At 73.4% G+C, this 21,459-nt stretch carries 17 protein-coding genes; 11 read left to right on the top strand and 6 right to left on the bottom strand.

Annotated features, from left to right (window positions below; genetic code table 11):
• Positions 1 to 223: 223 nt before the first annotated feature.
• Positions 224 to 1,276 (bottom strand): hypothetical protein, encoded by a 1,053-nt coding sequence (locus WMF28_RS42970; RefSeq protein WP_437599551.1) that lies wholly within the window; start codon positions 1,274 to 1,276, stop codon positions 224 to 226.
• 185 nt (positions 1,277 to 1,461) lie between these two features.
• On the opposite strand from WMF28_RS42970, the gene WMF28_RS42965 reads away from it, so the two are divergent.
• Positions 1,462 to 2,157 carry an HAD family hydrolase gene (locus tag WMF28_RS42965; protein WP_437599550.1) on the top strand — a complete coding sequence of 232 codons (696 nt, stop codon included), beginning with the start codon at positions 1,462 to 1,464 and terminating at the stop codon, positions 2,155 to 2,157.
• A 194-nt stretch (positions 2,158 to 2,351) separates the two neighbouring features.
• On the opposite strand, the gene WMF28_RS42960 is transcribed toward WMF28_RS42965, so the two are convergent.
• A complete protein-coding gene (locus tag WMF28_RS42960; protein ID WP_437599549.1) occupies positions 2,352 to 3,071 on the bottom strand; it encodes an RNA polymerase sigma factor in 720 nt (239 codons plus the stop codon).
• 150 nt (positions 3,072 to 3,221) lie between these two features.
• Here WMF28_RS42960 and hisZ point away from each other — a divergent pair, with 150 nt between their 5' ends.
• Complete coding sequence (hisZ, locus tag WMF28_RS42955) at positions 3,222 to 4,643, top strand: ATP phosphoribosyltransferase regulatory subunit (RefSeq protein ID WP_437599548.1); 1,422 nt, start codon at positions 3,222 to 3,224, stop codon at positions 4,641 to 4,643.
• Positions 4,644 to 4,755: 112 nt separating this feature from the next.
• On the top strand, positions 4,756 to 6,039 hold the full coding sequence (locus WMF28_RS42950) for an adenylosuccinate synthase (protein WP_437599547.1): 1,284 nt from the start codon (positions 4,756 to 4,758) through the stop codon (positions 6,037 to 6,039).
• Positions 6,040 to 6,625: 586 nt separating this feature from the next.
• Here the strand turns inward: WMF28_RS42950 and WMF28_RS42945 are convergent.
• Positions 6,626 to 7,147: a hypothetical protein gene (locus tag WMF28_RS42945; protein WP_437599546.1), complete on the bottom strand. Its 522-nt coding sequence runs from the start codon at positions 7,145 to 7,147 to the stop codon at positions 6,626 to 6,628.
• Positions 7,148 to 7,612: 465 nt separating this feature from the next.
• Here WMF28_RS42945 and WMF28_RS42940 point away from each other — a divergent pair, with 465 nt between their 5' ends.
• Together WMF28_RS42940 and WMF28_RS42935 are read left to right on the top strand one after the other, a co-directional pair.
• A complete protein-coding gene (locus WMF28_RS42940) occupies positions 7,613 to 8,611 on the top strand; it encodes an SDR family oxidoreductase (RefSeq protein WP_437599545.1) in 999 nt (332 codons plus the stop codon).
• A 257-nt stretch (positions 8,612 to 8,868) separates the two neighbouring features.
• Positions 8,869 to 9,606, top strand: coding sequence for a type 1 glutamine amidotransferase domain-containing protein (locus WMF28_RS42935; protein ID WP_437599544.1), 738 nt, complete (start codon positions 8,869 to 8,871; stop codon positions 9,604 to 9,606).
• 84 nt (positions 9,607 to 9,690) lie between these two features.
• On the opposite strand, the gene WMF28_RS42930 is transcribed toward WMF28_RS42935, so the two are convergent.
• Positions 9,691 to 11,247, bottom strand: coding sequence for an FAD-dependent oxidoreductase (locus WMF28_RS42930; protein ID WP_437599543.1), 1,557 nt, complete (start codon positions 11,245 to 11,247; stop codon positions 9,691 to 9,693).
• 358 nt (positions 11,248 to 11,605) lie between these two features.
• Between WMF28_RS42930 and WMF28_RS42925 the strand changes: the two genes are divergently transcribed.
• Positions 11,606 to 12,409, top strand: coding sequence for a methyltransferase domain-containing protein (locus WMF28_RS42925; RefSeq protein WP_437599542.1), 804 nt, complete (start codon positions 11,606 to 11,608; stop codon positions 12,407 to 12,409).
• A gap of 406 nt (positions 12,410 to 12,815) precedes the next feature.
• A complete protein-coding gene (locus tag WMF28_RS42920; protein ID WP_437599541.1) occupies positions 12,816 to 13,694 on the top strand; it encodes a DUF4142 domain-containing protein in 879 nt (292 codons plus the stop codon).
• A gap of 171 nt (positions 13,695 to 13,865) precedes the next feature.
• Here the strand turns inward: WMF28_RS42920 and WMF28_RS42915 are convergent, their stop codons facing one another.
• Positions 13,866 to 14,534, bottom strand: a complete 669-nt coding sequence (locus WMF28_RS42915) for a hypothetical protein (RefSeq protein WP_437599540.1) — start codon at positions 14,532 to 14,534, stop codon at positions 13,866 to 13,868.
• Positions 14,535 to 14,728: 194 nt separating this feature from the next.
• On the opposite strand from WMF28_RS42915, the gene WMF28_RS42910 reads away from it, so the two are divergent.
• From WMF28_RS42910 to WMF28_RS42900, 3 genes are all read left to right on the top strand, one after another.
• Positions 14,729 to 15,970 (top strand): hypothetical protein, encoded by a 1,242-nt coding sequence (locus WMF28_RS42910; RefSeq protein ID WP_437599539.1) that lies wholly within the window; start codon positions 14,729 to 14,731, stop codon positions 15,968 to 15,970.
• The gene (locus tag WMF28_RS42905) at positions 15,967 to 16,989 is read left to right on the top strand and encodes a tetratricopeptide repeat protein (RefSeq protein ID WP_437599538.1); all 1,023 of its coding nucleotides are present in this window, start codon (positions 15,967 to 15,969) and stop codon (positions 16,987 to 16,989) included. The genes WMF28_RS42910 and WMF28_RS42905 overlap by 4 nt, the downstream gene beginning before the upstream one ends.
• 196 nt (positions 16,990 to 17,185) lie before the next feature.
• Positions 17,186 to 18,280, top strand: coding sequence for a hypothetical protein (locus tag WMF28_RS42900; protein ID WP_437599537.1), 1,095 nt, complete (start codon positions 17,186 to 17,188; stop codon positions 18,278 to 18,280).
• A 27-nt stretch (positions 18,281 to 18,307) separates the two neighbouring features.
• Here the strand turns inward: WMF28_RS42900 and WMF28_RS42895 are convergent, their stop codons facing one another.
• Positions 18,308 to 19,150: a Uma2 family endonuclease gene (locus WMF28_RS42895; protein WP_437599536.1), complete on the bottom strand. Its 843-nt coding sequence runs from the start codon at positions 19,148 to 19,150 to the stop codon at positions 18,308 to 18,310.
• A 390-nt stretch (positions 19,151 to 19,540) separates the two neighbouring features.
• Here WMF28_RS42895 and WMF28_RS42890 point away from each other — a divergent pair, with 390 nt between their 5' ends.
• On the top strand, positions 19,541 to 21,376 hold the full coding sequence (locus WMF28_RS42890) for a TolB family protein (RefSeq protein ID WP_437599535.1): 1,836 nt from the start codon (positions 19,541 to 19,543) through the stop codon (positions 21,374 to 21,376).
• The last annotated feature ends 83 nt before the right edge of the window (positions 21,377 to 21,459 follow it).

The following is a 21,459-nucleotide window of genomic DNA, read 5'->3' as shown; positions in this document are numbered from 1 at the left end:
GATCCCGGCGTGTGCGGGCCAGGCGAACATCGCGCAATGCGAACGCTCGTGAGTTCTTGGGTCACGACACTTCTGGTTGGCGCGACTGGCCTGCTCGCCGCGTGCGGCTCTGTCGCTGCGGAAAAGGAGCCCGCCGGCCCGGGCGGCGCCGGCGACGAGGCTGGCTCGGGCGGCGCCGGCTCGGGGTGAACGAGCCCGGCCCGCGGTCGGCGCGGCCGGCGGCTCAGCCGGCGTTCGACGGCCCGCCGCCGAGCACCTCCGCCAGGGCCGCGAGGACGCCGTCCAGCCGCGGCGCCGCGCCGCGGAGCGCGCGCAGGAAGCTCACCAGATCGGGCGCGAGCAAGCGCGTCGGAGAGCCATAGTCACCGTCGGACAGGTAGATCTCCGCTGTTCCCACGCGGACCGCGAGATACATGGCCACGGTCCACTTGACCTCGACGCCGCGGTCGGACTCCGTGCACAGGAGGTGCCCTGGCAGCTGGGCGAGCTTGAGGAGCTGCATCTCTCCCATCGGGCTCGACGAGCTCGATTTGCGGATGACGATCACCGAGTCGAGCGGCGACACGAGGACGAGCGCCGCCGACGGGAACACAGCGGGCCACGGCACGCGGGAAGGCGCAGAGGCCGGCTCGACCAGGGCGAGGCCGTCGAGGGAGGCATAGAGCGCCTCGATCTGCGGGTGAAGCGCCCCGTGCAGCGCCTCGACCTCGGCCACCTCGCGCCGGCGATCCGCAGAGGGGGGCTTCACCGCGACGGACCAGCCGGCGCGCGGCGCGGAGGAGGCGGCGCTCCCCCGCGCCAGGGCGCCGCGGAGCGTGTCGCCGAGCCCGTCGTCCGCGGGCGCCGCGTCCGGCTCGCCCGCGCCCGGCGCGGCGCGGCGCGGGTCGAGGCAAGCGGCGATGAGCTGCGCGAGCGCCTCGTCGACGGCCGGGTCGGCGCGGAGGGGGCCGCGGTCGAGGAACGGCGCGTAGCGGAGCGCGGCGGCGATGCGGGCGACCTCCTTGCGGCCGCGCGCGCCGTAGCGCCGCTCGAAGTGCGCGCGCCAGGCCTGCACCGCCTCCGAGAGCGCCGGGAGCGCCGCGCGCACGAGCGCGTCGACGTGCTCGCCGGAGAGGACCATGCCGAACAGCATGCCGCCGCCGCGCTCGACCGCGATGAGGCCCGTCAGCACCGAGGTGAAGCTCGCCTGCGCTTCGGTGAACGAGAGCGCGTCGTCCGGCTGGTGGCGCGCGAGCGCCTGGTCAAACCACGCGAGCATGCGTGCCGCACCGTCCATGGTGCCCGGCATCCTACGCCCTGACGGGGGAGCCGGCCCAGGCCTGGCCGCGCGACCGCCTCGCGGGCTCAGCCGTCGGCGGCAGCGACGCCCGAATCGTCCCGCCACATTTCATTCCTCGACCTGCGACGTCGGCGCTCGCCACACCTTCCGTCAGCGAGGGCGCCGGCGTAGGCTCTGGGACGATGGTTGCTCCCACGGCGGTCGTGTTCGATCTCGACGGCACGCTGATCGACAGCCGAGGCGACATCGTGGCGGCGGTGAACCATGCGCTGGAGGCGACCGGGCGGGCCCCGCTGCCGGCGCAGGTGATCGTCCAGTACGTGGGCGACGGCGCCCGCGCGCTGTGCGCGCGCGCCGCCAAGCTCCCCGAGTCGTCCGAGGACGTGGAGGAGGTCCTCCGGCACTTTCTCACGTACTACGAGCAGCACCCGCTCGACTTCACCCGCTGGATGCCGGGCGCGCAGGACGTGATCGAGAGGCTCGCGGACGTGGGCGATCTGTCGATCTGCGTCTGCACGAACAAGCCGCGCTCGACAACCGACGCGGTGCTCGCCGCGCTCGGGGTCGGCGCGCGCTTCCACGCCGTGGTCGCCGGCGGCGACGTCGCCGACAAGAAGCCGTCGCCCGCGCCGCTGCTCTACCTCGCACAGCTCCTCAACATCCAGCCGCGCAGGCTGGTGATGGTCGGCGACGGCCCCCAGGACATCGAGTGCGCGCGCCGCGCAGGCGCGCGGTCGATCGCCGTCCTGGGCGGCTTCGCCTCGGAGCAGGAGATCCTCGACGCCCGTCCGGACGTGCTCCTCCGCACCCTGGACGAGCTCTGGGACGTCCTCCGCCGCTGGCGCCAGGCGACCGCCAGGATCTCCGCCACCCGCTAGCGCCGCACGCGCGGTCAGCCCCCACACAGCCGGGCGCACGGTCCGCCTTCACGCGGTCAGGCTTCACGCGCTCAGGCCTCGCAGCGCTCAGGCCTCGCAGCGGTCAACCTTCGCACAGTCAGCCGTCGCACAGTCAGCCGTCGCACAGTCAGCCTTCGCGCACGGCCGGCCCGCGCCCCGCCCGCGCCCGGCCCTCAGGCCGCGACGCCCTCGGCGATCTCCCGGCCGAACGCGGTCGCGTTGAGGATCGCGCGCAGCCGCACGCGCGCCCGGTGGAGCCGCGAGCGCACCGCGCTCTCGCTCACCGCGAGCTTCTGCGCGATCTCCTGCAGGCCGAGATCCTCGTGGTAGTGCGCGAGCACCACGTCGCGGTAGTCCTCCGGCAGCTCGCACAGCGCCTCGCGGACGCACGCCTCCCGCTCCGCCGCCGACGCGGCGTCGTCCTCGCCGATCGTGCTGCGCATCGTCGGGAGCAGACCGAGCTCCTCGAAGTCGAGCCCCTCGACGATGCGCGCGCGCTGCCGCCGCTGCGACCGCATCAGCATGAGCGCCTCGTTCGCCGTCACCCGGAACAGCCACGTCGTGAAGCTCGAGTCGCCGCGGAACGAGCGGATCGTCCGCACCACCTGCAGCAGCGTCGACTGCACGAGGTCGAGCCGGTCCTCGTCGGACACGGGGTAGCGCGCGAGCTGCCGCTCCACGTGCGGGCGGATGAGCCGCGTGAGCTCGTCGAGCGACTCCCGGTCCCCCTCTTTCGCCCTGCAGATCACCTCGGCCAGCGGGCCCGCGCTCGCGGCCCGGGACGCCGGGCGCGGCCCGACCGCGCCGGACGGGGTGAGACGGCACGGCGCCAGAGGAGTCTCGGGCCTCGTGCTGGCGCTCGGAACATCGGTCGGAACGGCGGTCAGAGCCATGAGCCATCTCTCCGTCGAGGGCGCCGCGTGCGCTTCCGGCCCACGGGCCCGGTGGTGCGCTCCGATCAGCAAACGGCTTGCCACGGCAAGCTCAACGGACGTGCGCGCCGCGTGCGCACCGCGTGCTCAGCCGGTATAAGCGGGGCCACGATGTCCAGCGACGCTCCGCGATGGGAAGCCCCCGAGGGGGAAGACCGCCACGCTCCGACGCCCGAAGTGGACCGGCCAGCGCCGTCCGTCTCCGCGCCGCCGCGCGCGCTGGCGCACCCGCTGCCCGCCGGCATGCGCGATCTCCTCCCGGAGGAGGCGCAGCGCCGCCGCGCGCTCGCCAGGCGCGTGCTCGATCACTTCGTCCTGTACGGCTACGAGCCGGTCTCGCTGCCGGCGTTCGAGTTCGCCGAGGTGCTCGAGCGCGGGCTCGGCACCCTCGAGGCCGCGGACGTGCTGCGCTTCATCGAGCCCGAGTCGGGCGAGGTCGCCGCGCTCCGCCCGGACATGACCCCGCAGATCGCCCGGCTCGTGGCCACGCGCCTCGCCGACGCGCCCCGCCCGATCCGCCTCTGTTACGAGGGCACCGTCCTGCGGCGACGCCAGGGCCGGGCGCGGCGCCACCGGCAGATCCCGCAGGCCGGCGTCGAGCTGTACGGCGTGAGCACGCTCGGCGGCGACCTGGAGATCCTCCGCCTGGCCGCCTCCGCGGTGCGGGAGGCCGGCCTCGAGCACTTCGTGGTGGACCTCGGGCACGCGATGATCGCGCGCGCGCTGCTCGACGCGGTCCCGGCGGGGCTCGCGGCCGAGCTCTCGGAGGTGCTCGAGCTGAAGGACGCGTCGCGCCTCGCCGCCGTGCTCGCCAGCCCGCGGGCGACCGACGTTCCGCGCCGCATCGTCGCGGCGATCGCCGCGCTCCCCGACCTCGCGGGCGGCGGCGAGGCCGACCCGGACGGCGCCGTGGTCTTCCACCGGGCCGCGGGCCTGCTCGCCGGCACGCCCGCCGAGGCGCCGCTCGCCGAGCTGCGCGCGCTCTGGGACGCGGCGAGGAAGAGCCCCGAGCTCGGCCCGGCGCTCCGGGTCGACCTCGGCGAGCTCCGCGGCCTCGCCTACTACACGGGTGCAATTTTCCATGTGCTCGCCGACGGCCCCGGGGAGCCGATCGTGGCGGGCGGGCGCTACGACAGGCTGCTCTCCCGGTTCGGCCTGCCGATGCCGGCCGTCGGCTTCGCCTTGAACCTCGACGCGGTGGCCTGGGCGCGCGACGTCGCGGGGGCGGCGGACGAGCCGGCGCTGCGGGTGCTCCTTTCGGTGCCGCCGGAGCGCGCCGAGCCGCTCGCGGCGGCGCTGCGGGGGCTCGCCGTCCCGGTCGTGGTGCACGCTGAGGACCAGGATCCGGAGGGGTATGCGCTGTCCTGGCGGTTCTCTCACCTCGTGCGCGAGCGGGACGGGGCGCTCGTTGTCGAGGCGGCGCCGCGCGGCGGGGCGTCCGAGGCCGGCGTGGTCCCGGCGGGCCTCGACGACGCCGCGGCGGCCCGGGCGATCGTGCTGAAGACGGGGGCGCCGCGTCGGGGCGGCAAGTAGACGCTCGCTCGGCAAGCGAGCCTGGGGTAAAGGCGGACGTGGACCCGGACGGAGCCGCTCGGAGGTACGAGCGGGCCGATGACGGGCCAGGTGATCCGGGAGGAGCTTCGGAATGACCGCGATCGTGATCGTCGGCGCGCAGTGGGGCGACGAGGGCAAGGGCAAAGTCGTCGACCTTTACACGGAGAGCGCCGACCTCGTGGTGCGCTACGCCGGCGGGCCCAACGCCGGACACACGCTGGTGGTGGGCGGGGAGAAGCTGATCGTTCGGCTCATCCCGAGCGGCATCCTGCGCGCGAACGCCCGGTGCGTGATGGCGCAGGGCATGGTGGTCGACCCGGGGGTGCTGGTCTCCGAGATCGACGCGGTCGAGGCGCGGGGCTGCTCGACGCAGGGGCGGCTGTTCGTCTCGGATCGCGCGCACCTGATCCTGCCGTACCACCCGCTCGTCGACTCGCTCCGCGAGGCGGCGGCGGCGGACGGCGCGCGGCTCGGGACGACGAAGCGCGGCATCGGCCCGTGCTACGAGGACAAGGCGTCCCGGCGCGGGGCGCGGCTCGGCGACCTGCGCGACATGAAGCGGCTGGCGCAGCTCGTCTCGCGCTCGATCGAGGCGTGGACGCCGACCTTGCGTGCGCTCGGCGGCGAGCCGCCGTCGCTCGACGCGATCCTCGAGGAGCTCACGCCGCTGGCGAAGCGCATCACGCCGCTGCTCGCCGACACGTCGCAGCTCATCGACGGGGCGCTCCGCCGCGGCGAGCGGGTGCTGCTGGAGGGGGCGCAGGGGACGCTGCTCGACATCGATCACGGCACGTTCCCGTTCGTCACGTCGTCGTCGGCGATCGCCGGGGGCGCGTGCGTGGGCGCCGGGGTCGGCCCGACGCGCATCCGCCGGGTGCTCGGCCTGGCGAAGGCGTACTGCACGCGCGTGGGCGAGGGCCCGTTCCCGACGGAGCTCGGCGGCGCGCTGGGCGAGCGGCTGCGGTCGGTCGGCGGGGAGTACGGCTCGGTGACCGGTCGCCCGCGGCGGACCGGCTGGCTCGACCTGCCGGCGCTGCGCTACGCGGCGCGGGTGAACGGCCTGGACGGGATCGCGCTCACGAAGCTCGACGTGCTGACGGGCATGCCGGAGCTCAAGGTGTGCGTCGCGTACGACACGCCGTCGGGGCGGACGCGGGAGTTCCCGATCGACGACATCGCGACGGCGAAGCCGGTGCTCGAGCCGGTGACCGAGTGGAGCGAGTCGATCGACGCCGCCCGCTCGATGACCGAGCTGCCGGCGGCGGCGCGGCAGTACGTGGAGCTGGTCGAGAGGGAGACGGGGGTGCCGGTCGACGTGGTGTCGGTCGGCGCGGACCGCGAGGCGACCATCGTGCGGCGCAACGCGTTCGCGTGATGCGGCAGGGCTGAGGGCGCGCCGCCTGCGCGGGCGCGCCCCGCCGGGAAGTCCGTCGCCGGGGGCGGCGCGGGCGGGTGTGTGGGGCCCCCGCGGGCGCGCGGCCGGCGTTCGTGCGTCGGTGACGGCTTAACGCAGCCGCAGCCCGTGGTAGCTCATTCCTGGTCGGAGGGGTTGGAGGAGGGGGCTACGTTGAAGAGGTAGGGGCCTGCTTCTCCCAGTCGAGTATCAAGCTCCGAGCGATGGCCCGTCCATTGGCCAGATGATAGGCGACCCATGCATCGAGGCCGTCGGCAGTCCTCTCATCGGGATCTAGCCAGATCGTCATGGCGGGCAGCGCATCGACCATGCGCCATACGGCTCCGCGACCGGAAAGGACTGCTGACCGAGCTGCCGGCGCGGCGCGGCAGCGTGTGCAGCTGGTCGAGAAGGAGACGGGCGTGCCGGTCGACGTGATCTCGGTCGGCGAGGGTCGCGACCCGCCCCTCCTGCGGCGCAATGCGTTCACGTAGCAGCGCGCTACGGCATCTCGGTCCGGGACAGGCGCGGCGGATCGCGGGCTAACGGGAGCGCCGGCTCACCGACGTTATCCGCCGCCCGGCGTGCGGCTACCGCCCTGGGTGCCGCTGCCGCCGTGGGTGCCGCTGCCGCCGTGGGTGCCGCTGCCGCCGTGGGTGCCGCTGCCGCCGTGGGTGCCGCTGCCGTCGTAGGTACCGCTGCCCGGTGTACGGGAGCCGCCACCCTGGGTGCCCGTGCCGCCCGGCGTTCCGGTTCCGCCCGGCGTGCCTCCGGTCGTCCCACCCGGCGTGGCGCCGGTTCCGCCCGGCGTGCCTCCGGTCGTCCCGCCCGGCGTGCCGGTTCCGCTGCCCCACTCGTGCGTGCCGCCCTGGGTGCCTGCACCGCCCCGGGCGCCTCCCTCCGGCGCTCCCATCTCTCCTTCAGGCGTCGTCTCCGTGCCGGGAGCTCCGCTCTCGGGTGCTCCCATTCCTTCGGTGCCGCCGGGCGTCTCTCCGCCCGTCTGCCCGGCCCCCGGCGAGGTCGATTGTCCGCCACGATGGCTGCCTCCGCAGGCCATGAGCGGCAGCGCGGCCATGACTACCAGAAACATGCTTCGCATGATGTGTCCCCCAGGTCGTCTGCGTTTGCGGCCCGTGCCGAGCCGCCGTCGTTGCGGACGCGTCCATGCGCGCGAGGGCCACCCAAGGGCCCGGCCGCGTAGCGTCCCACGCTCGACATGCTGGAGCCGGATCCTGCCGTCGGGATCGAGACACGGCCGGAACGGCGCATCGGGCCACGCCCGATCGAGCACCGCTGCGCGCTCGAGACGCAGACTGGCCCCCGGACGCCGGCCGGCGTGAGCGGGCGCGCTCGACGGCAGGCGCTGGCCCGCGCACGGAACGGAGCGGGCGAGTCGATGCCCGCGCGGCGCAAACCGCCCTCACGGCTGGACGCGGCTTGCCCGGCGCTTGCATGAAGCCAGGACCACCTGTGACCGCAAAGCACGCCGCGCCCGCGCGCGGCCGCTCGCCGCGCGGCGCAACGTCGCAACGCGGCGCAGAGGAGGGGGTGAGGCATGCGCGAAAAGTTCCGGAATACGGTCGTCGTGATCACGGGCGCATCGAGCGGCATCGGCCGCGCAACAGCGCTGGAGTTCGCCAGGCGCGGAGCCGCGGTGACGCTGGCCGCCAGGCGAGAGCAGCCGCTGCGCGAGCTCGCCGCCGAGTGCGAGCAGGCCGGGGGCAAGGCCCTCGTCGTTGTCGCCGATGTGACGAGCGAGGCCGCCGTCCAGGAGATCGCGCGGCGCACCACCGAGGCGTTCGGCCGGATCGACGTGTGGGTCAACAACGCGGCGGTGACGCTCTTCGGGCTGTTCGAACAGACCCCCTCCGAGCCCTACCGGCGCGTCATCGAGACCAACCTGTTCGGCACCATCCACGGCGCCCGCGCCGCCCTGGCCCAGTTCCGGCGGCAGGGCAGCGGCGTGCTCATCAATGTCGGCTCGATGGTGTCGAGGCTCTCCGAGCCTTACGTCAGCGCCTACGTCGCCTCGAAGCACGCGATCCGCGGCCTCTCCCAGAGCCTGAGGCAGGAGCTCGAGGTGCTCCGTGCCCGCGATATCCACGTCTCCACCGTCCTGCCCGCGACCATCGACACACCGTTCTTCCAGCACGCGGGCAACTACACGGGGCGCACGCCGATAGCCATGCCCCCGGTGTACCCGCCGGAGCGCGTGGCGCGCGCCATCGTGCGTACGGCACGGACACCCCGGCGGGAGGTCTTCGTGGGCAGCACGGCCCGGCAGCTGGCCTTGCTGTCCCTCGTGGCGCCGGACCTCGCCGAGCGCCTGCTCGCGCGGAGCGTCGACCGGCTGCACCTGAAGCACGACCGCGCGGCCTACGCGACGAACGGCAACCTGTTCACGCCGCTGCCGGAAGGGACCACCGTGAGCGGCGGATGGAAGCCGCGCGGGAAGAAGCGGCTCCTGCGCGCCGCGATCGTCGGCCTCTCGGCCCTCGTGCCCGCCGTGCTAGGCCTCCTGTGGCTCCGCCCGAGGCTGATCCTGTCGAGGTGACGGCGCCCCCGCCTCCTGGACCCATGAGCCGCCTGTCGCGAAGCGACACACGCTGGTGTGTCAGCCGCGGGCGACACCCGCAGCTGGGCTCGCACAGGCCACGAAATCGGCGCTGGCCTCGGTTGCGGAGCGGGGCGCCGGCTCTAGGGTGCGTCGGAGGAGACATGTCCGAGGAACAAACAGGGCAGTACGAACAGGCACCTCCTGGCGCGATCCGAACGACACAACGACACAATCGACCAACCGTTGAGGGCAGCATGAGGGAACGAAAGAAGCTTGCAGGCAAACGCATCGCGGCGCTCGTGGCGGACGGGTTCGAGCAGATCGAGCTGACCGTGCCGATGAAGGCGCTCCGCGCCGCGGGCGCGACGGTGGACATCGTCTCGCTCCGTCACGGCAAGATCCGCGGGATGAACCTCCACGAGCTCGGCGCGAGGGTGCGCGTGGACCGGACGCTCGCCGAGGCCGATCCGGCCGAGTACGACGGGCTGCTCCTGCCGGGAGGGTTCATCAACCCGGATCTCCTCCGGCAGAGCGAGGAGGCGCGCCGGTTCGTGCGCGCGTTCGACGACCTCCGGAAGCCGATCGCGACGATCTGCCATGGCCCCTGGGTGCTCGCGTCGGCGGAGCTCGTGAGCGGACGGCAGCTCGCGTCCTGGCCCGGCATCCGCGACGACATCGTGCACGCGGGCGGCGTCTGGCGCGACGAGGAGGTGGTGCGCGACGGCAACTGGCTGTCGAGCCGCGGGCCGCAGGATCTGCCCGCGTTCGTGCGCGAGATGCTCGATCTGTTCGCCGAGACCTCGCCCATCCACGCCGCCGCGTCGCCGCTGGCCGCCGAGTCGTCGCCGGCGCGCACGTCGCCCCCGCTCGCGGCGCTCGGCGCCACGGCGTTCCTGCCGGCGCCTTCCAGGGCGCGGAAGCTCCTGAGCGGCGCGGCCACGCTCGCGGTGGGCGGGCTGGCCGTGTTCGCGCTGCGCCGGGTGCTCCCGTGACGTGAAGCTCGGACATCGACCCGCCCCGCCCGACGAACGCCCTCTCCGGGGGCCTACCGTCGGCCCACCATTGAATGGCCTGGCTCATCCGAATCGCGGGAAGAGGCCAGGGCCGTGCTTCCTGGCAGTCGCGAGCGGCGCCTCCCGGACGCGATCGGCGAACAGGATGTGATTCGCTGCTTCACGCCCCGTCGATACAGCCCTCTCCAGGAGGGCGGACGGGTACCTCGTGTGAACCCAGTCGCCGGCGAGCGCGAGGTTTCGCACGCCGGCGAGGAGCGCAAAATCGCTGGTCGGGCGCTGCTTTCCCTGCCCCACCTCGAGCGAGGTGAAGTTCTGGAACGCGCCCAGCGAGAAGTCGAGCGCGCGCGCTCCGCGGAGCTCGGGGAGGACATCCTCCACCTCGCCGCGGATGGACTCGTAAATGACATCGGCGCCGAGGCCGCCGAGCCATGGAGTGTTGTAGAGGTGGAGCTCGACGACGGAGCCGCCTCGCTCGCGGGCCCACGCGGCCGATTGCTCCTCCAGCATGCTGAAGATCGCGATCAGGTTGATGGGGCGGTGCTGCGGCGTCTCGATCACGGCCTCGACCCGACGCCGGCGGATGGGCTTGTCGAACCAGCCGCGGAGCACGTGGTACGCGGGCGCGACGGCGAGCCGGTCAAGGCGGGCGCGGAGGGCGGTGAGCGCCGCCGCGCTCGCAGCGTCGAAGGGCACGGACCCAGCGAGGATCCGGTGGAGGCCTCCGACGTCGGACGCGAGCACGACCGCGTCGTAGCGCCCCGGCGAGCCGACCTCGCCGACAGCGCGGCCCGCTTCGAGGCGCAGCCCGGCCACGGGGGCGCTCACCTCCACGCAAGCTCCCAGCGAGCGGAGCCGCGCGCCCCACGGATCGATGAGCGCCGTGCCGTGATCGACGGTCGCGACCGAACGCCGGAACGCCTTCGGATGGCCGAGGAAGAAGAGGTGCATGTAGAGCAGCATCTCGGCCGCGCTGATCCTCGCCGGATCGTTCAGCGTCACGGACGCGACAGGGCCCATGACGATGTCCCAGAACCTGCGGTTCACCCGGGTGCGCCTCCCCCACGCGTCAAACGTCTCGTCATCGAACCGGCGGTAGTTCAGGTCGTGGTTGTACCCGACCAGCTCGCCGAGCGCGCCCCGCGCGCCGGCCACGTCGAGGACGCTCAGGTTCGGCGATTCCCTTACGACATTGAGGACGTTGAAGGGATACGGCCCGACGCTGCGGACGATCTCCGGCTTGTACGTCTTGAACTGGTAGTAGACCTCCACGAGCGGACGGAAATAGCGCTCGCGACCGAGGCGCCGGATGATGTCGAAGGAATTGTAATACTGCCAGAACCACATGTGGAGTCCGTGCTCCACGCGAAACGCGCCCGTGCGCAGCCGCTCGTCGCGCGTGTGCAGCCGGCCGCCCAGGACAGCCGCGGCCTCTTTCAGCGTCACCTGATACCCACGCTCGGCGAGCTCCAGCGCGGCCGATAGCCCGGCGACGCCTCCGCCGATCACGAGCACGCGCCGGGCTGCCCCGTCCGGCAGCCGATCCGCATCGCAGGGATTGCGCGGGCCGATTGTGTCAGGAGCGGAGGGTTGGTCCGGGATCATGTTCCAGCCGATCATGCGGGCGCCTCGCAAGCGCGATGCCCGCATGACGGGTGCTCGACGGGCGACTTCGTCACCAGGCGCGCGCGGCCCCGGGCGCCGGCGAGCGCGGCCGACCGGAGGGCGACGACGCCGTCGTGTGCAGCAGGCGCACGGGCACGGCGCGCCGCCGGGCCGCGCCCACCCCCGCGGCCCTCCAGGCCCCGTGAAGGCCCTCGCCTGGACGTATTCCCGGGACGAGCGCGGCTGCTCAGCCTGCGCCGAACAGCTCACCCTCTGTGTGTCGCTCAACAGATCGACCGGAAGGTACCCGGACGAGGCACGCCGGGAGAAGTTCGCTTCTTCCTTCACGGAATCGACTATTATGTCCATTCCTATGGCCCAGAGCAGCTACGTGTTTGCGGGTTCGGAGCGTGCGCGAGAGCTGGAGCGCCTGCGGCGGATCGAGGGGTTCTTCGACCCCGGCAGCTGGCGCCTGCTCAAGGCGTCCGGGATGGGCCCCGGCTGGAGCTGCCTCGAGGTGGGAGCCGGCGCCGGGTCGATCGCCTCCTGGATGACCGAGCGCGTCGGCCACGAGGGCGAGGTGGTCGCGGTCGACCTCGATGTCGGGTTCATGGATGCTTCTCGGCTGCCGGGCGTCCGGATCATCGAGGGCGATATCCGCCAGCTCAACTTCCACGCAGCCCGCTTCGATCTTGTGCACGCCCGCTACGTGCTCATCCACAACGCCGATTTCCAGGATCTCCTCGACGCCATGCTCGCGGCGCTGAAGCCCGGCGGCCGCCTCGTGCTCGAGGAGCCCGATTTCACCGCGGCCAGGGGCGCGTCGGGCCAGGATATCGAGGCCTTCGATCGGGTCAATCAGTCGATCCTCGCGATGTACCAGGCGGACGGCAAGGACCCGGGGCTCGGCCTGCGCCTGCCCGCGATCCTGACGTCGCGAGGGCTCGCCATCGAGGCCGTCGAGAACGAGGTGCCGCTGTGCCCGGGCGGCCACCCGCTGTCCGAGATCATGAGCCTCTCGGCCGCCCAGCTCCAGGACAGGTACCTCGCCACCGGGCGGATCAGCGAGGCAGATCTCGCCGGCTACGCCCGGTTCGCGGCCGACCCGGCGGCGTGGGGCATCTACTACGGCGCCGTCGGCGTCGTGGCGCGCAAACCGGCCAGGTCCGCGGACTGACGTCCCGCCCGCGCCCGGGTCGCCGGGAGCCCGAGCTCCGACCCTTCCTCCAGGAAAAGCGTTGATGTCCGCCCTGCCGCCTCCGTCGAGATCGGGCACGGCATCACGCCGATCCCCCGACAGCGCCGCTCCCCGGCCCCTGCCAGCCCTCCCGTGACGACGCCGTCGCCGCCGCCCCCGCAGCGACGGCGTCCGTTCAGCGACCTCGAGAAGTGGCACCTGCGCGCCGGTCCGTCGCGCGGTGCGGAGGGTTCAACCGATCCTGTGCGCTGGTGAGAATCATCGTTTTGATGAGCTCGCGCTTGCATATCCCCAGAGCAGCTCAAGATACATGACGGGGCGGGCCAGGCATCACCGCCAAGCGCTCCAGCGCCGGCACCGCTTCCGTCAATGACATGGGGGAAGTATGAGCATTCGAATCGATTCTCTTCGTTTTGCATGGATCGCAGGCCTGGCGCTCGGAGGAGCCAGCGCCTGCTCCGTCGCGGTGGAAGACGGTAACCTCGCAGCGGCGGACGAGGATCGCGCGGAAGAGGCGGTCGAGTCCGCCTCGCAGGCCTTCACGCTCTCGATCCCGGAGCTCGCCGCGGTGATCGCCGCCTTCGATGCGCTCCAGATCGCGGAGGCGCAGACCGCCCTGATCCACGCGACGGACGCGTACGTCATCGAGCTCGCCCAGGAGCTGCTCGAGCACCACACCGCCGCAAGCCAGCAGCTGCTGGCCGCGCTCGGACAGACCGGCGTGGTGCCGCAGGAAAACTCGATCAGCCGGGCGGTCATCGAGCAGGGCACGGCGGATCAACAGTTCCTCGAAGGGCTCACGGGGGGCCAATTCGACTGGACGTACGTCAACCTCCAGATCCGTCGACACGAGGAGTTCCTCGTCCATCTCAAGGAGCAGATCGTCGTCGTCGGGCCCGAGCTGCACCCGGGGATCTCTCACCTCGTCCCCGATATCCGGAGCGCCACGTCGCGGCACCTCACGTTCGCCATATCGCTCCTCCCGCTCCTCGGTACCCCGTACGTCTCGGAGCACGGCAATTCGACTCGCGCGCCTTACTACGGCGGCAGCTCGCCTTATTACGGCGGCAGCTCGCCTTATTACGGCGGCAGCTCGCCTTATTACGGCGGCAGCTCGCCTTATTACGGCGGCAGCTCGCCTTATTACGGCGGCAGCTCGCCTTACTCGTCCACACGCACGCCCTACGGGCCCTACGGGCGCAGCACGTCGCTCGGCTCCGGCGCGCCCAGCCCGTATCCCCCGTATTCCGGCCATCGCCCGTGAGCCTGGCCAGCAGGGAGCGAACGCCGCGCACGCCCACGCCTGGCGCTGTCTGACGGGCCGCGGCGCGGCCGAACCGTCGACGGCGCGCCCCCCCCCGCGCCGCACGACGAATGACGGGCTCCTCGGGCCTGCCTTCTCCCGGATCCAGGGACGAGCGTGAGCGACGAGGTACTACAGCCGGCGCCGCGCCCGGCCGCGATCCGGGATCACGCCGTGGATCTCCGGCTCGCTGAAGCCGGCGGCCTTGTAGAGGCGCTTCAGGTGCACGAGTTCGATGTGCGCGCTCTTCGCCACCGCGGCGCGGATGCGATCGAGCACGCTCAGCCGCTCGAGCGGGAGCCGGGTCGCCTCGACCGTCGAGCGCAGCGCCGCGGCGGCCGACTTCACCTCGGCCGCCGCCGCCTGCGCCTTGTCCAGGCTGAGCTTCGGGTGAATCCCGGAGCCGAGCAGCTGCGCCAGCACCTCCAGCCGATCCGGCTGCCCGGTGATGTCGCCGTCCTCGTGGTCGGCGAAATAGGCCATGCCGCCGGGGAACAGGATCGACAGCGCAGGATCTGCGGAGGGGCGCCCCACGGCGTTCCACACGTCGTCGGCGACCTTGCCGAGCGCGTCGTCGGCGCGCGCGGACTCGGCCTCCACCTTGGCGAGCAGCGGCTCCGCCTCGGACCGCGCGGCGTTGCGCTGGGCCTCCACCCCGTCGAAGAGCGTCAGCACGGGCACGAGCCGCTGCTCGGCGAGCTCCCGGAGGGACCCGCCCTTCGCCGAAGCGCTCTGGAGCGTCGCGCGCACGTCACCGATGATGTCGTCCGCAGGCGCATCCTTGCGAATCACCTCGCCCATGATGTCGATCCTCCTCTGGCCTCACGAGGCACCAAGGCTGCGGAGTCCGGCGATACACGACCCGCGAACGCCCCCCGTTGCGCTGTCACCCCGGGCACCATAACGGACCATCGCCCGCCCGATCAACCGGATCCCAGCCCGCCGCCTCGGGTCCGACGTGGGCCTCCGGTGGGCGTCGCTGGTACACTCCCGCCGTGCACCTCGGTTCGCTGCTGCTCCCGGCCCTGCTGGCCCTCCCGCTCGCCGCGCACGGCGGACAGGGCAGCGGCGATCTCGTCGCCGCCGCCGCGGCGGCAGGGCGGCCGCCCGAGTGCTCGGCGCGGACCCGCCGGGCCATCGCACGTGGACCCACCGTCTGGGAGAGAGCGCGCGCTCCGGAGCTCCCGCGCTACTGCGACCTCCTCGCGCGCGGTCAGGCGCAGCTCGGCGGCGACGCCGAGGCGGCGCGCGCGTCGGCGCGCCTCGCCGACCAGATCCTGCCGGGGCGCGCCGCGCCGCAGGTCCTGCTCGCGCGCGCCGCCCTCGCCCTCGGCTCGCCGGCGGACGCCGCGCGCGCCTTCGACCGCGCGCGGAGCATCGACCCGCGCAGCGTCGAGGACCCGCACACGCTGCACGATCTCGCCCGGTCGCTCGCCCGCACCGGCAAGCGTGACGAGGCGATCGCGATCTACCGCGCGCTCATCCCGCGGATCGACCTGCTCGGCACCGCCGACCAGCGCGCGCTCGTGCTGCTCGAGGCGGCGCACCTGTCGATGGCCGCCGCGGCCACGGAGCCGCCGGCCGGCGCGCCCGCCGAGGGCGCCCGCAGCGACCTCGACGAGGCGATCGCCTACCTGCGCGAGGCGCGCCAGCGCACGCAGACGCAGCTCGCCCGCGACGTCACGCTGTCGCTCGCGCTCGCGCTCGACCGCGCCGGCGACAAGGCCCAGGCCGACGCCGCGCTCGAAGGCGACGCGGGCGACGCGGCAGCCGGGGCCGATCAGCGCGCCCAGGCGGCCGCCCGCGCCCGCGCCGAGGCCGCCCGCGCCCGCGCGGCCGACCACCGCGCCCAGGCGGCGGCTCGCGCCCGCGCGGCCGACCCGCACGCCGGCGCCGCCGCGCGCGAGCACGCCGCGGACGACCTCGCCAGCGCGGCGGCGCGCCTGCGCACCCTCGACTACCTCGCGGTCCCGGAGGACAGGCTCGCCCTCGAGGCGCTCGCGCTGGAGCGGACCATGACGGCGGCGGCGATCGCGCGCTGGGAGGCCTACCTGTCGGGCGCCGGTGGCCAGGGGGCGTGGGCCACGGCGGCGCGCGCGCGCCTCGACGCGCTCCGGAGAGGCGGCGGAGGGGACCACCGGCCCGCGCGCGCTGCGGCGGGGGGACCGGCCGCGCGCGCCCCGCGGGAGCGCGGCGCGGCTCCCCCGCCCGGGCCGAACGCGGGGGGCGCGCGATGAGCCGGCGGCCGCGCTTGCCCGGGCGGCCGCGCCTGCCCGACCTCGCGGCGCTCCTCTCGTTCGCGCTCGCGGCGGCGCCCCTCCACGCGGCGCCGACCGTCTGGTCCCGCGCGCTGGATCCGGCGGCCGACGAGCGCGCGGAGCTCATCTCCGAGGCCGACGCGCTCCTCACCCGGTACGACCAGCTCCGGCGCTCGCCGCTCCTGGAACGCGTCGAGGAGATCGGCCCGCTCTGGCTGCGCGAGGCGCGCGCTCTGTACGAGCGCGCCGGCGCGGCGACCTCGCGCGCTCCGTCGGTGCGGCTGCGCTACGCCGACATCCTGGAGCACCTCGGCGACGTGCAGGGCGCGGTCGCGACGCTCGAGGGGCTCCTGCGCACCCACCCGCCGGCGCCCTCCCGGGCCGACGCGTGGCACGCGCTCGCGGTCTGCTATGCGCGGCTCGGCAGGTACACGGAAGAGATCAAGGCGTACGACGAGGCGCTCGCGCTCGAGCCGCACGCGGCGTCGCGGGCCCTGCTGCTGGCCAACCAGGCCGAGGCGTACATGGCGCTCGGCGACATCACCTCCGCCGTCGAGGGCTACCGCGCCGCGCTGGCGGCGCTCGGCTCGCTCGACATGTTCCGCTACGGCGTGACGACGCTCTGGGGGCTCGCCGTGGCGCTCGACCGGTCGGGCGACCTGGAGGGCGCCCTCGAGCACATCCGGCTCGCGAGGACCTACGACCGGAACGACCAGCAGATCAACGGCTCGGGCTGGTTCTACGTGCCTCCGTACGACGAGGCCTGGTATGCCGCGGTCGGTCACTGGGCCGCAGCGCGGAGCGCCGAGCTCGGCGCCGCGCGCGCGGAGGCCTACCTGCGGGCCGTGGATGCGTGGGCGTCGTACATCGCGCGCGCCCCGGGAAACGATCACTGGCTGCCGCTGGCCAAGGCGCGGCGCGTGCAGTGCGAGCGGGAGCGCGAGCAGACGCTGAAGCGCCTGCGCAAGCCCGCGCACGGCCCACCGCAGCGGCGCTGAGCCGAGGCGCGGGTCAGCTGCGTACGGGCCGCCGCACGTCGCTCCCGCACATCGCCTCCGGTCGCGCTCCGATCGCGCTGCAGCGGCAGGCGAGGACGCCCCTTTACGACCCTGCCCGGCGGGTTCACCCTACCGAGGTCGCCCTCGCGCGCGGGGGCGGCGCCGGCCAGCTCACCCCGAACGGAGAACCGTCGAGATGCGCGACTCGGTGTTCAATGAGACGGTGATCTGGTCCGGACGTCCCAAGGTCGTCGCGACGCCGCTCCTCTACGTCGTGGGCGCGGTGGTCTGCGGCGTCACCTCCGCGATCAGCACGGCGTCCGCCATCGTGGTGAGCAAGGCGCTCGACGCGTCGCCGACCCACCTGCTCGCCTTCGCGGCCTGGATGGCGAGCCTCACGGTGGCGTTCAGCTACCTGCCGCGCTGGTGGCGCTCGGAGCTCGAGTACCAGCTCACCGACCTGCACATCGTGGTGCAGCGCGGGAAGCTCCGGCGCTCCATCGAGCGGCGGTCGATCAGCTACGCGCGCATCCACTGGCATCCGAAGCACCCTGGCGTCGGCGACCTCGAGCTCGTGAGGGCGGTGCCGACGGGCGCGCTCCGCCGGCGCCTGTCGATCGTGCTGAACGGCGTCGCCGCCCCGGATCGCGTCTGGGCGATCCTGCGGGGCGTCGTCCCGTCGGCGCCCGCGGGCGACGGTCACCGGCTGCTCTCGCAGCGCCTCGACGAGGGCGAGCGGGTGCTGTGGTCGGCGCACCCGGCCGACGGCTGGCACAAGTGGCTCCCGAGCGGCCTGCGCGGCGTCGGCTCGGTGCTGCTCGGCGTGCTCCTCGGCAGCTTCGCGGTGGTCACGGCGGCGCACGCGGTGCGGAGCATCCGCATCGTGACCGCGGCGGGCATGGATCGGGAGAGCGTGTCCTTCGTGGCGCTCGTCGCCTCCCTCTCGCTCACGATCGTGCTGCTCGTCGCCGCAGGGGCGGCGATGCTCTATGCGTCGGTTGTGCGCCCCGCGCGGCTCGCGGCGCGGACGCGGTACCTCATCACCGATCGGCGCGTGCTCATCCAGCGGGGCGAGGAGGAGCTGCACCTCGATCGTTCGCGCATCGTCGACGTGATCGACGCGCCGGGCGCCGGAGGCCTCCGGGACGTGTTCCTCGTGCTCGACGGCCCCCGCGCCCGCGCCGTCGCCGCGAGCGGCGCCTTCGGCGAGGCCTCGGGCGCCGGCCTCCAGCCGGTGCTGCACCGGGTCGCGGACGTGGACTCGGTGCGCCAGATCCTGCGGCCGGCGTAGCGCCCGGTCCGCGCCGACGAGCGCCGCTCACCGGCGCGCGACGCGGGCCTCCAGGTCGCGCACGCGCGCCTCGAGCTCGCGCACGCGCGCCTCGGCGGCGGCGCGGGCGCGCTGCTCCGCGACGCGGGCGCGCTGCTCCTGGGCGCGCACCTCGCCCTCGGCGCGCAGGGCCTCCTCCTCGGCGGGCACGAGATCCGTCGCGCGGGAGGTCCGCGCGACGCGCAACGTCGGGTGCTGGCCGTCCTTCAGCACGACGACGTGCGCGTCGAACGCCTCGACCCAGAGAGGATCGGCGCCGGCGTGGACGCGCAGGTAGGTGCCGTCCGGATCGCGGCGGTAGAGCTGCAGCGGCACCCGCTCCTCCGCGAGCGGCACGCGGACAGAGGCCGCCTCGGGATCGAAGAGCAGGAGCTCGGGACAGCCGAGCTGCCAGTACTTGGCCGGCGTGATCTCGTACGCCCGGCGCCAGTCGCCGGAGACGATCTCCAGCGCGAACCGCGGCGGGCGATGGCCCGGCAGCCACGTCTGCCACTGCCGCGGCAGCGGCGGCAACGGGCGGTGCTCGAGGACGTAGAGGTCGGGCAGGACGCGCACCAGCGGCTCGCCCCGCACCCAGGCGAAGGCGTGGTCGGTGCCGGCGTACCAGTCCACCCAGCCGCGCTCGCGCGCGAGCTGCGCGAGCACCGAGAGCAGCAGGCGGACGATCCCGGACCGCTCGGCCTTGCCATGGCGCTCCGCGTCGTCGGGCAAGTACCAGCCGGACCAGTCGATCGCGGCGCTGGCCTCCTCCGGCGATAGATCGCGGAGCACGAGCGCGCGGGGCGACCGCCGGGGGTTGAGCGGGAACCCGATCCGATTCGACGATGCCACTCGAGGAAACTAGCACCCCGGCGGGCCCGCGGCGCGATGACCCACAACGCGACGCCCCGCGGCGCGCCCCCTCGGGCGACAGGGTCCTGCGACAGGCTTGACAGGGACAAAGGTTCCTGTCTTCCTACCTGCTCAGATCTTTCTTCATATCGTCCATGCCGGGAAGGGGCGGCGCCTCGCGCTGAGCGATCTCGCGATCCGCTGCTGGTCCACCCTGGAGCTCGGCGGCGAAGCAGCAGCACCACGGTACCCACGCGACCATCGCGTCAGCCCCGCTTCGGGCGCGCGAGGAGGCGAGCACCCGCGGATCCCGACGGCATCACCGCTCCGGCAGGGCGGTGTGCTGGTCCGGGCGGACCGAGCCCTGGGCGCGCGCACGGAGGAACCTGAATGAGAACCTTGCAGCAACGGATCGGGACTCTATTTGTCGGCTCTGTCTGCGCGGTCGCCTGCGCGGCAGGCTCGGGGGGCTCCCCGCAGCCCCAGGGCACCGGCGGCTCGGGCGGGATCCCGGACGACATCGGCACAGGGACGGGCAACATCTTCGACGTGGGCAGCGGCGGCCCCGTCGAGCCGCCCCCCTGTGACGTGTGCGAGGACTTCCCCGCGGCCCCGGTGCTCGACGACCGCGGGACGCCGCCGCCGGCGAACGCGCCCGAGCTGTTCGGCGATCCAGCCAGCGGCGCGCCGGGCGGGCCGTGCCTCGCCGAGCCGGAGATCGGGGCGCTCTTCCCGAGCAACTGGCTGCGGCCGCGGTTCCGGTGGACCGCGCCGCAGGGGCAGGACCTGTTCGAGATCCGCGTGCACGCCGACCGGGAGAAGAACGACCTGGTCGTCTACACGACGAACAGAGAATGGAAGATGCCCAAGGACATGTGGGAGAACCTCGCCGCGCATGTCCGCAACGAGCCGATCACCCTCACGATCCGCTCGGTGTCGACGAGCGCGCCGGGCGCGCCGCTGATGGGCACCTCCGGGCCGATCACCATCGCCCCGGCCCCGGCCGGCGGCAGCATGGTGTACTGGGCGGCGATCGGCGAAGGGCCCGCGGACGCGTGGCTGGAAGGGTTCGGCGTGGGCGAGGAGGGCGTCGTCAACGCGCTCAAGGTCGAGCAGGTGCAGCAGGGCGGCCGCAGGACCGAGAACGGCGGCCTCCGGGACCAGGGCGCGGTGAAGTGCATCGGGTGCCACACGTCGACGCCGGACGGCGAGTCCGTCATCTTCACGGATCACTGGCCCTGGGGCCTCGCCATCGCCTCCGTGCAGAAGGACACCGTGGGCGAGGTCCCCCCGTACATGACGCCGGGCGGCTCGGAGGCGATGGCCCAGGCCTGGCTCGGCGCGCCCAAGATGTCCCAAGCGCACTTCTCCCCCGGAGACCGCATCGTCGTCACCTCCTATGGCAGAGATCGCGGCACGGTCTGGGACGGCGGGTCGTACAGCACAATGCCGAACGCGCGCCTCGCGTGGTTCGACCTGGAGTCGCCCGTCCCGACCTATCCCCTCGACGCCAACCCCAACCTGGTCCAGCAAGAGATGGCCGCCGCGGAGGGGACCGCTTACGGGTTCATCGCGCGCGAGGGCGATCCGCGCGGGGCGCTGATGCCGGACTGGAGCCACGACGGCAACACCCTCGTCTACGTGTCCACCGACGCCGGCAAGGACGGGCGGATCGCCGCCGGCTCAGGCGATCTCTACACGGTGCCCTACAACAACCGGCAGGGCGGCGCGGCGACACCCCTGCAGGGCGCCGCGGAGCCGGCGTTCAACGAGTATTACCCGGCCTTCTCGCCCGACGACCAGCTTGTCGCGTTCAACCGGACGCCGGGCCCGGGAGAGATGTATTATAACCCCGCGTCCGACATCCATGTCATCCCCTCCGCCGGCGGCGCGGCGACGCGGCTCGCGGCCAACGACCCGCCGGCCTGCCTCGGGGTCTCGAGCCCGGGGATCCACAACAGCTGGCCCAGGTGGTCGCCAGAGGCCACGACCGTCGACGGCAAGACCTATTACTGGGTCATCTTCTCGTCGTCCCGCGACGGCTACGCGCTCCAGAAGGACTCGAACAAGAAGGCTTCGCAGCTCTACGTGACCGGCGTCGTCGTGGAGGGCACGACGGTGCGCACGTACCCGTCGATCTACCTCTGGAACCAGACCACGGGCACGAGCAACCACACGCCCGCATGGGACGTGTTCAAGATCCCCCCCGCGCCCGTTCCCCTCTGAGCGCGCTGGCCGCCTCATCGCGTGCCGGTGGAAGTAACCAGTCACACCCTCCCCATGGCACACGTGTGCCAGACGGACCTCGC

Source organism: Sorangium sp. So ce590 (genome assembly GCF_051521365.1).
Lineage (GTDB): Bacteria > Myxococcota_A > Polyangia > Polyangiales > Polyangiaceae > Sorangium.
The sequence above is the reverse complement of the archived record's forward strand: the minus strand, read 5'-3'. Positions and strand labels throughout refer to the sequence as shown.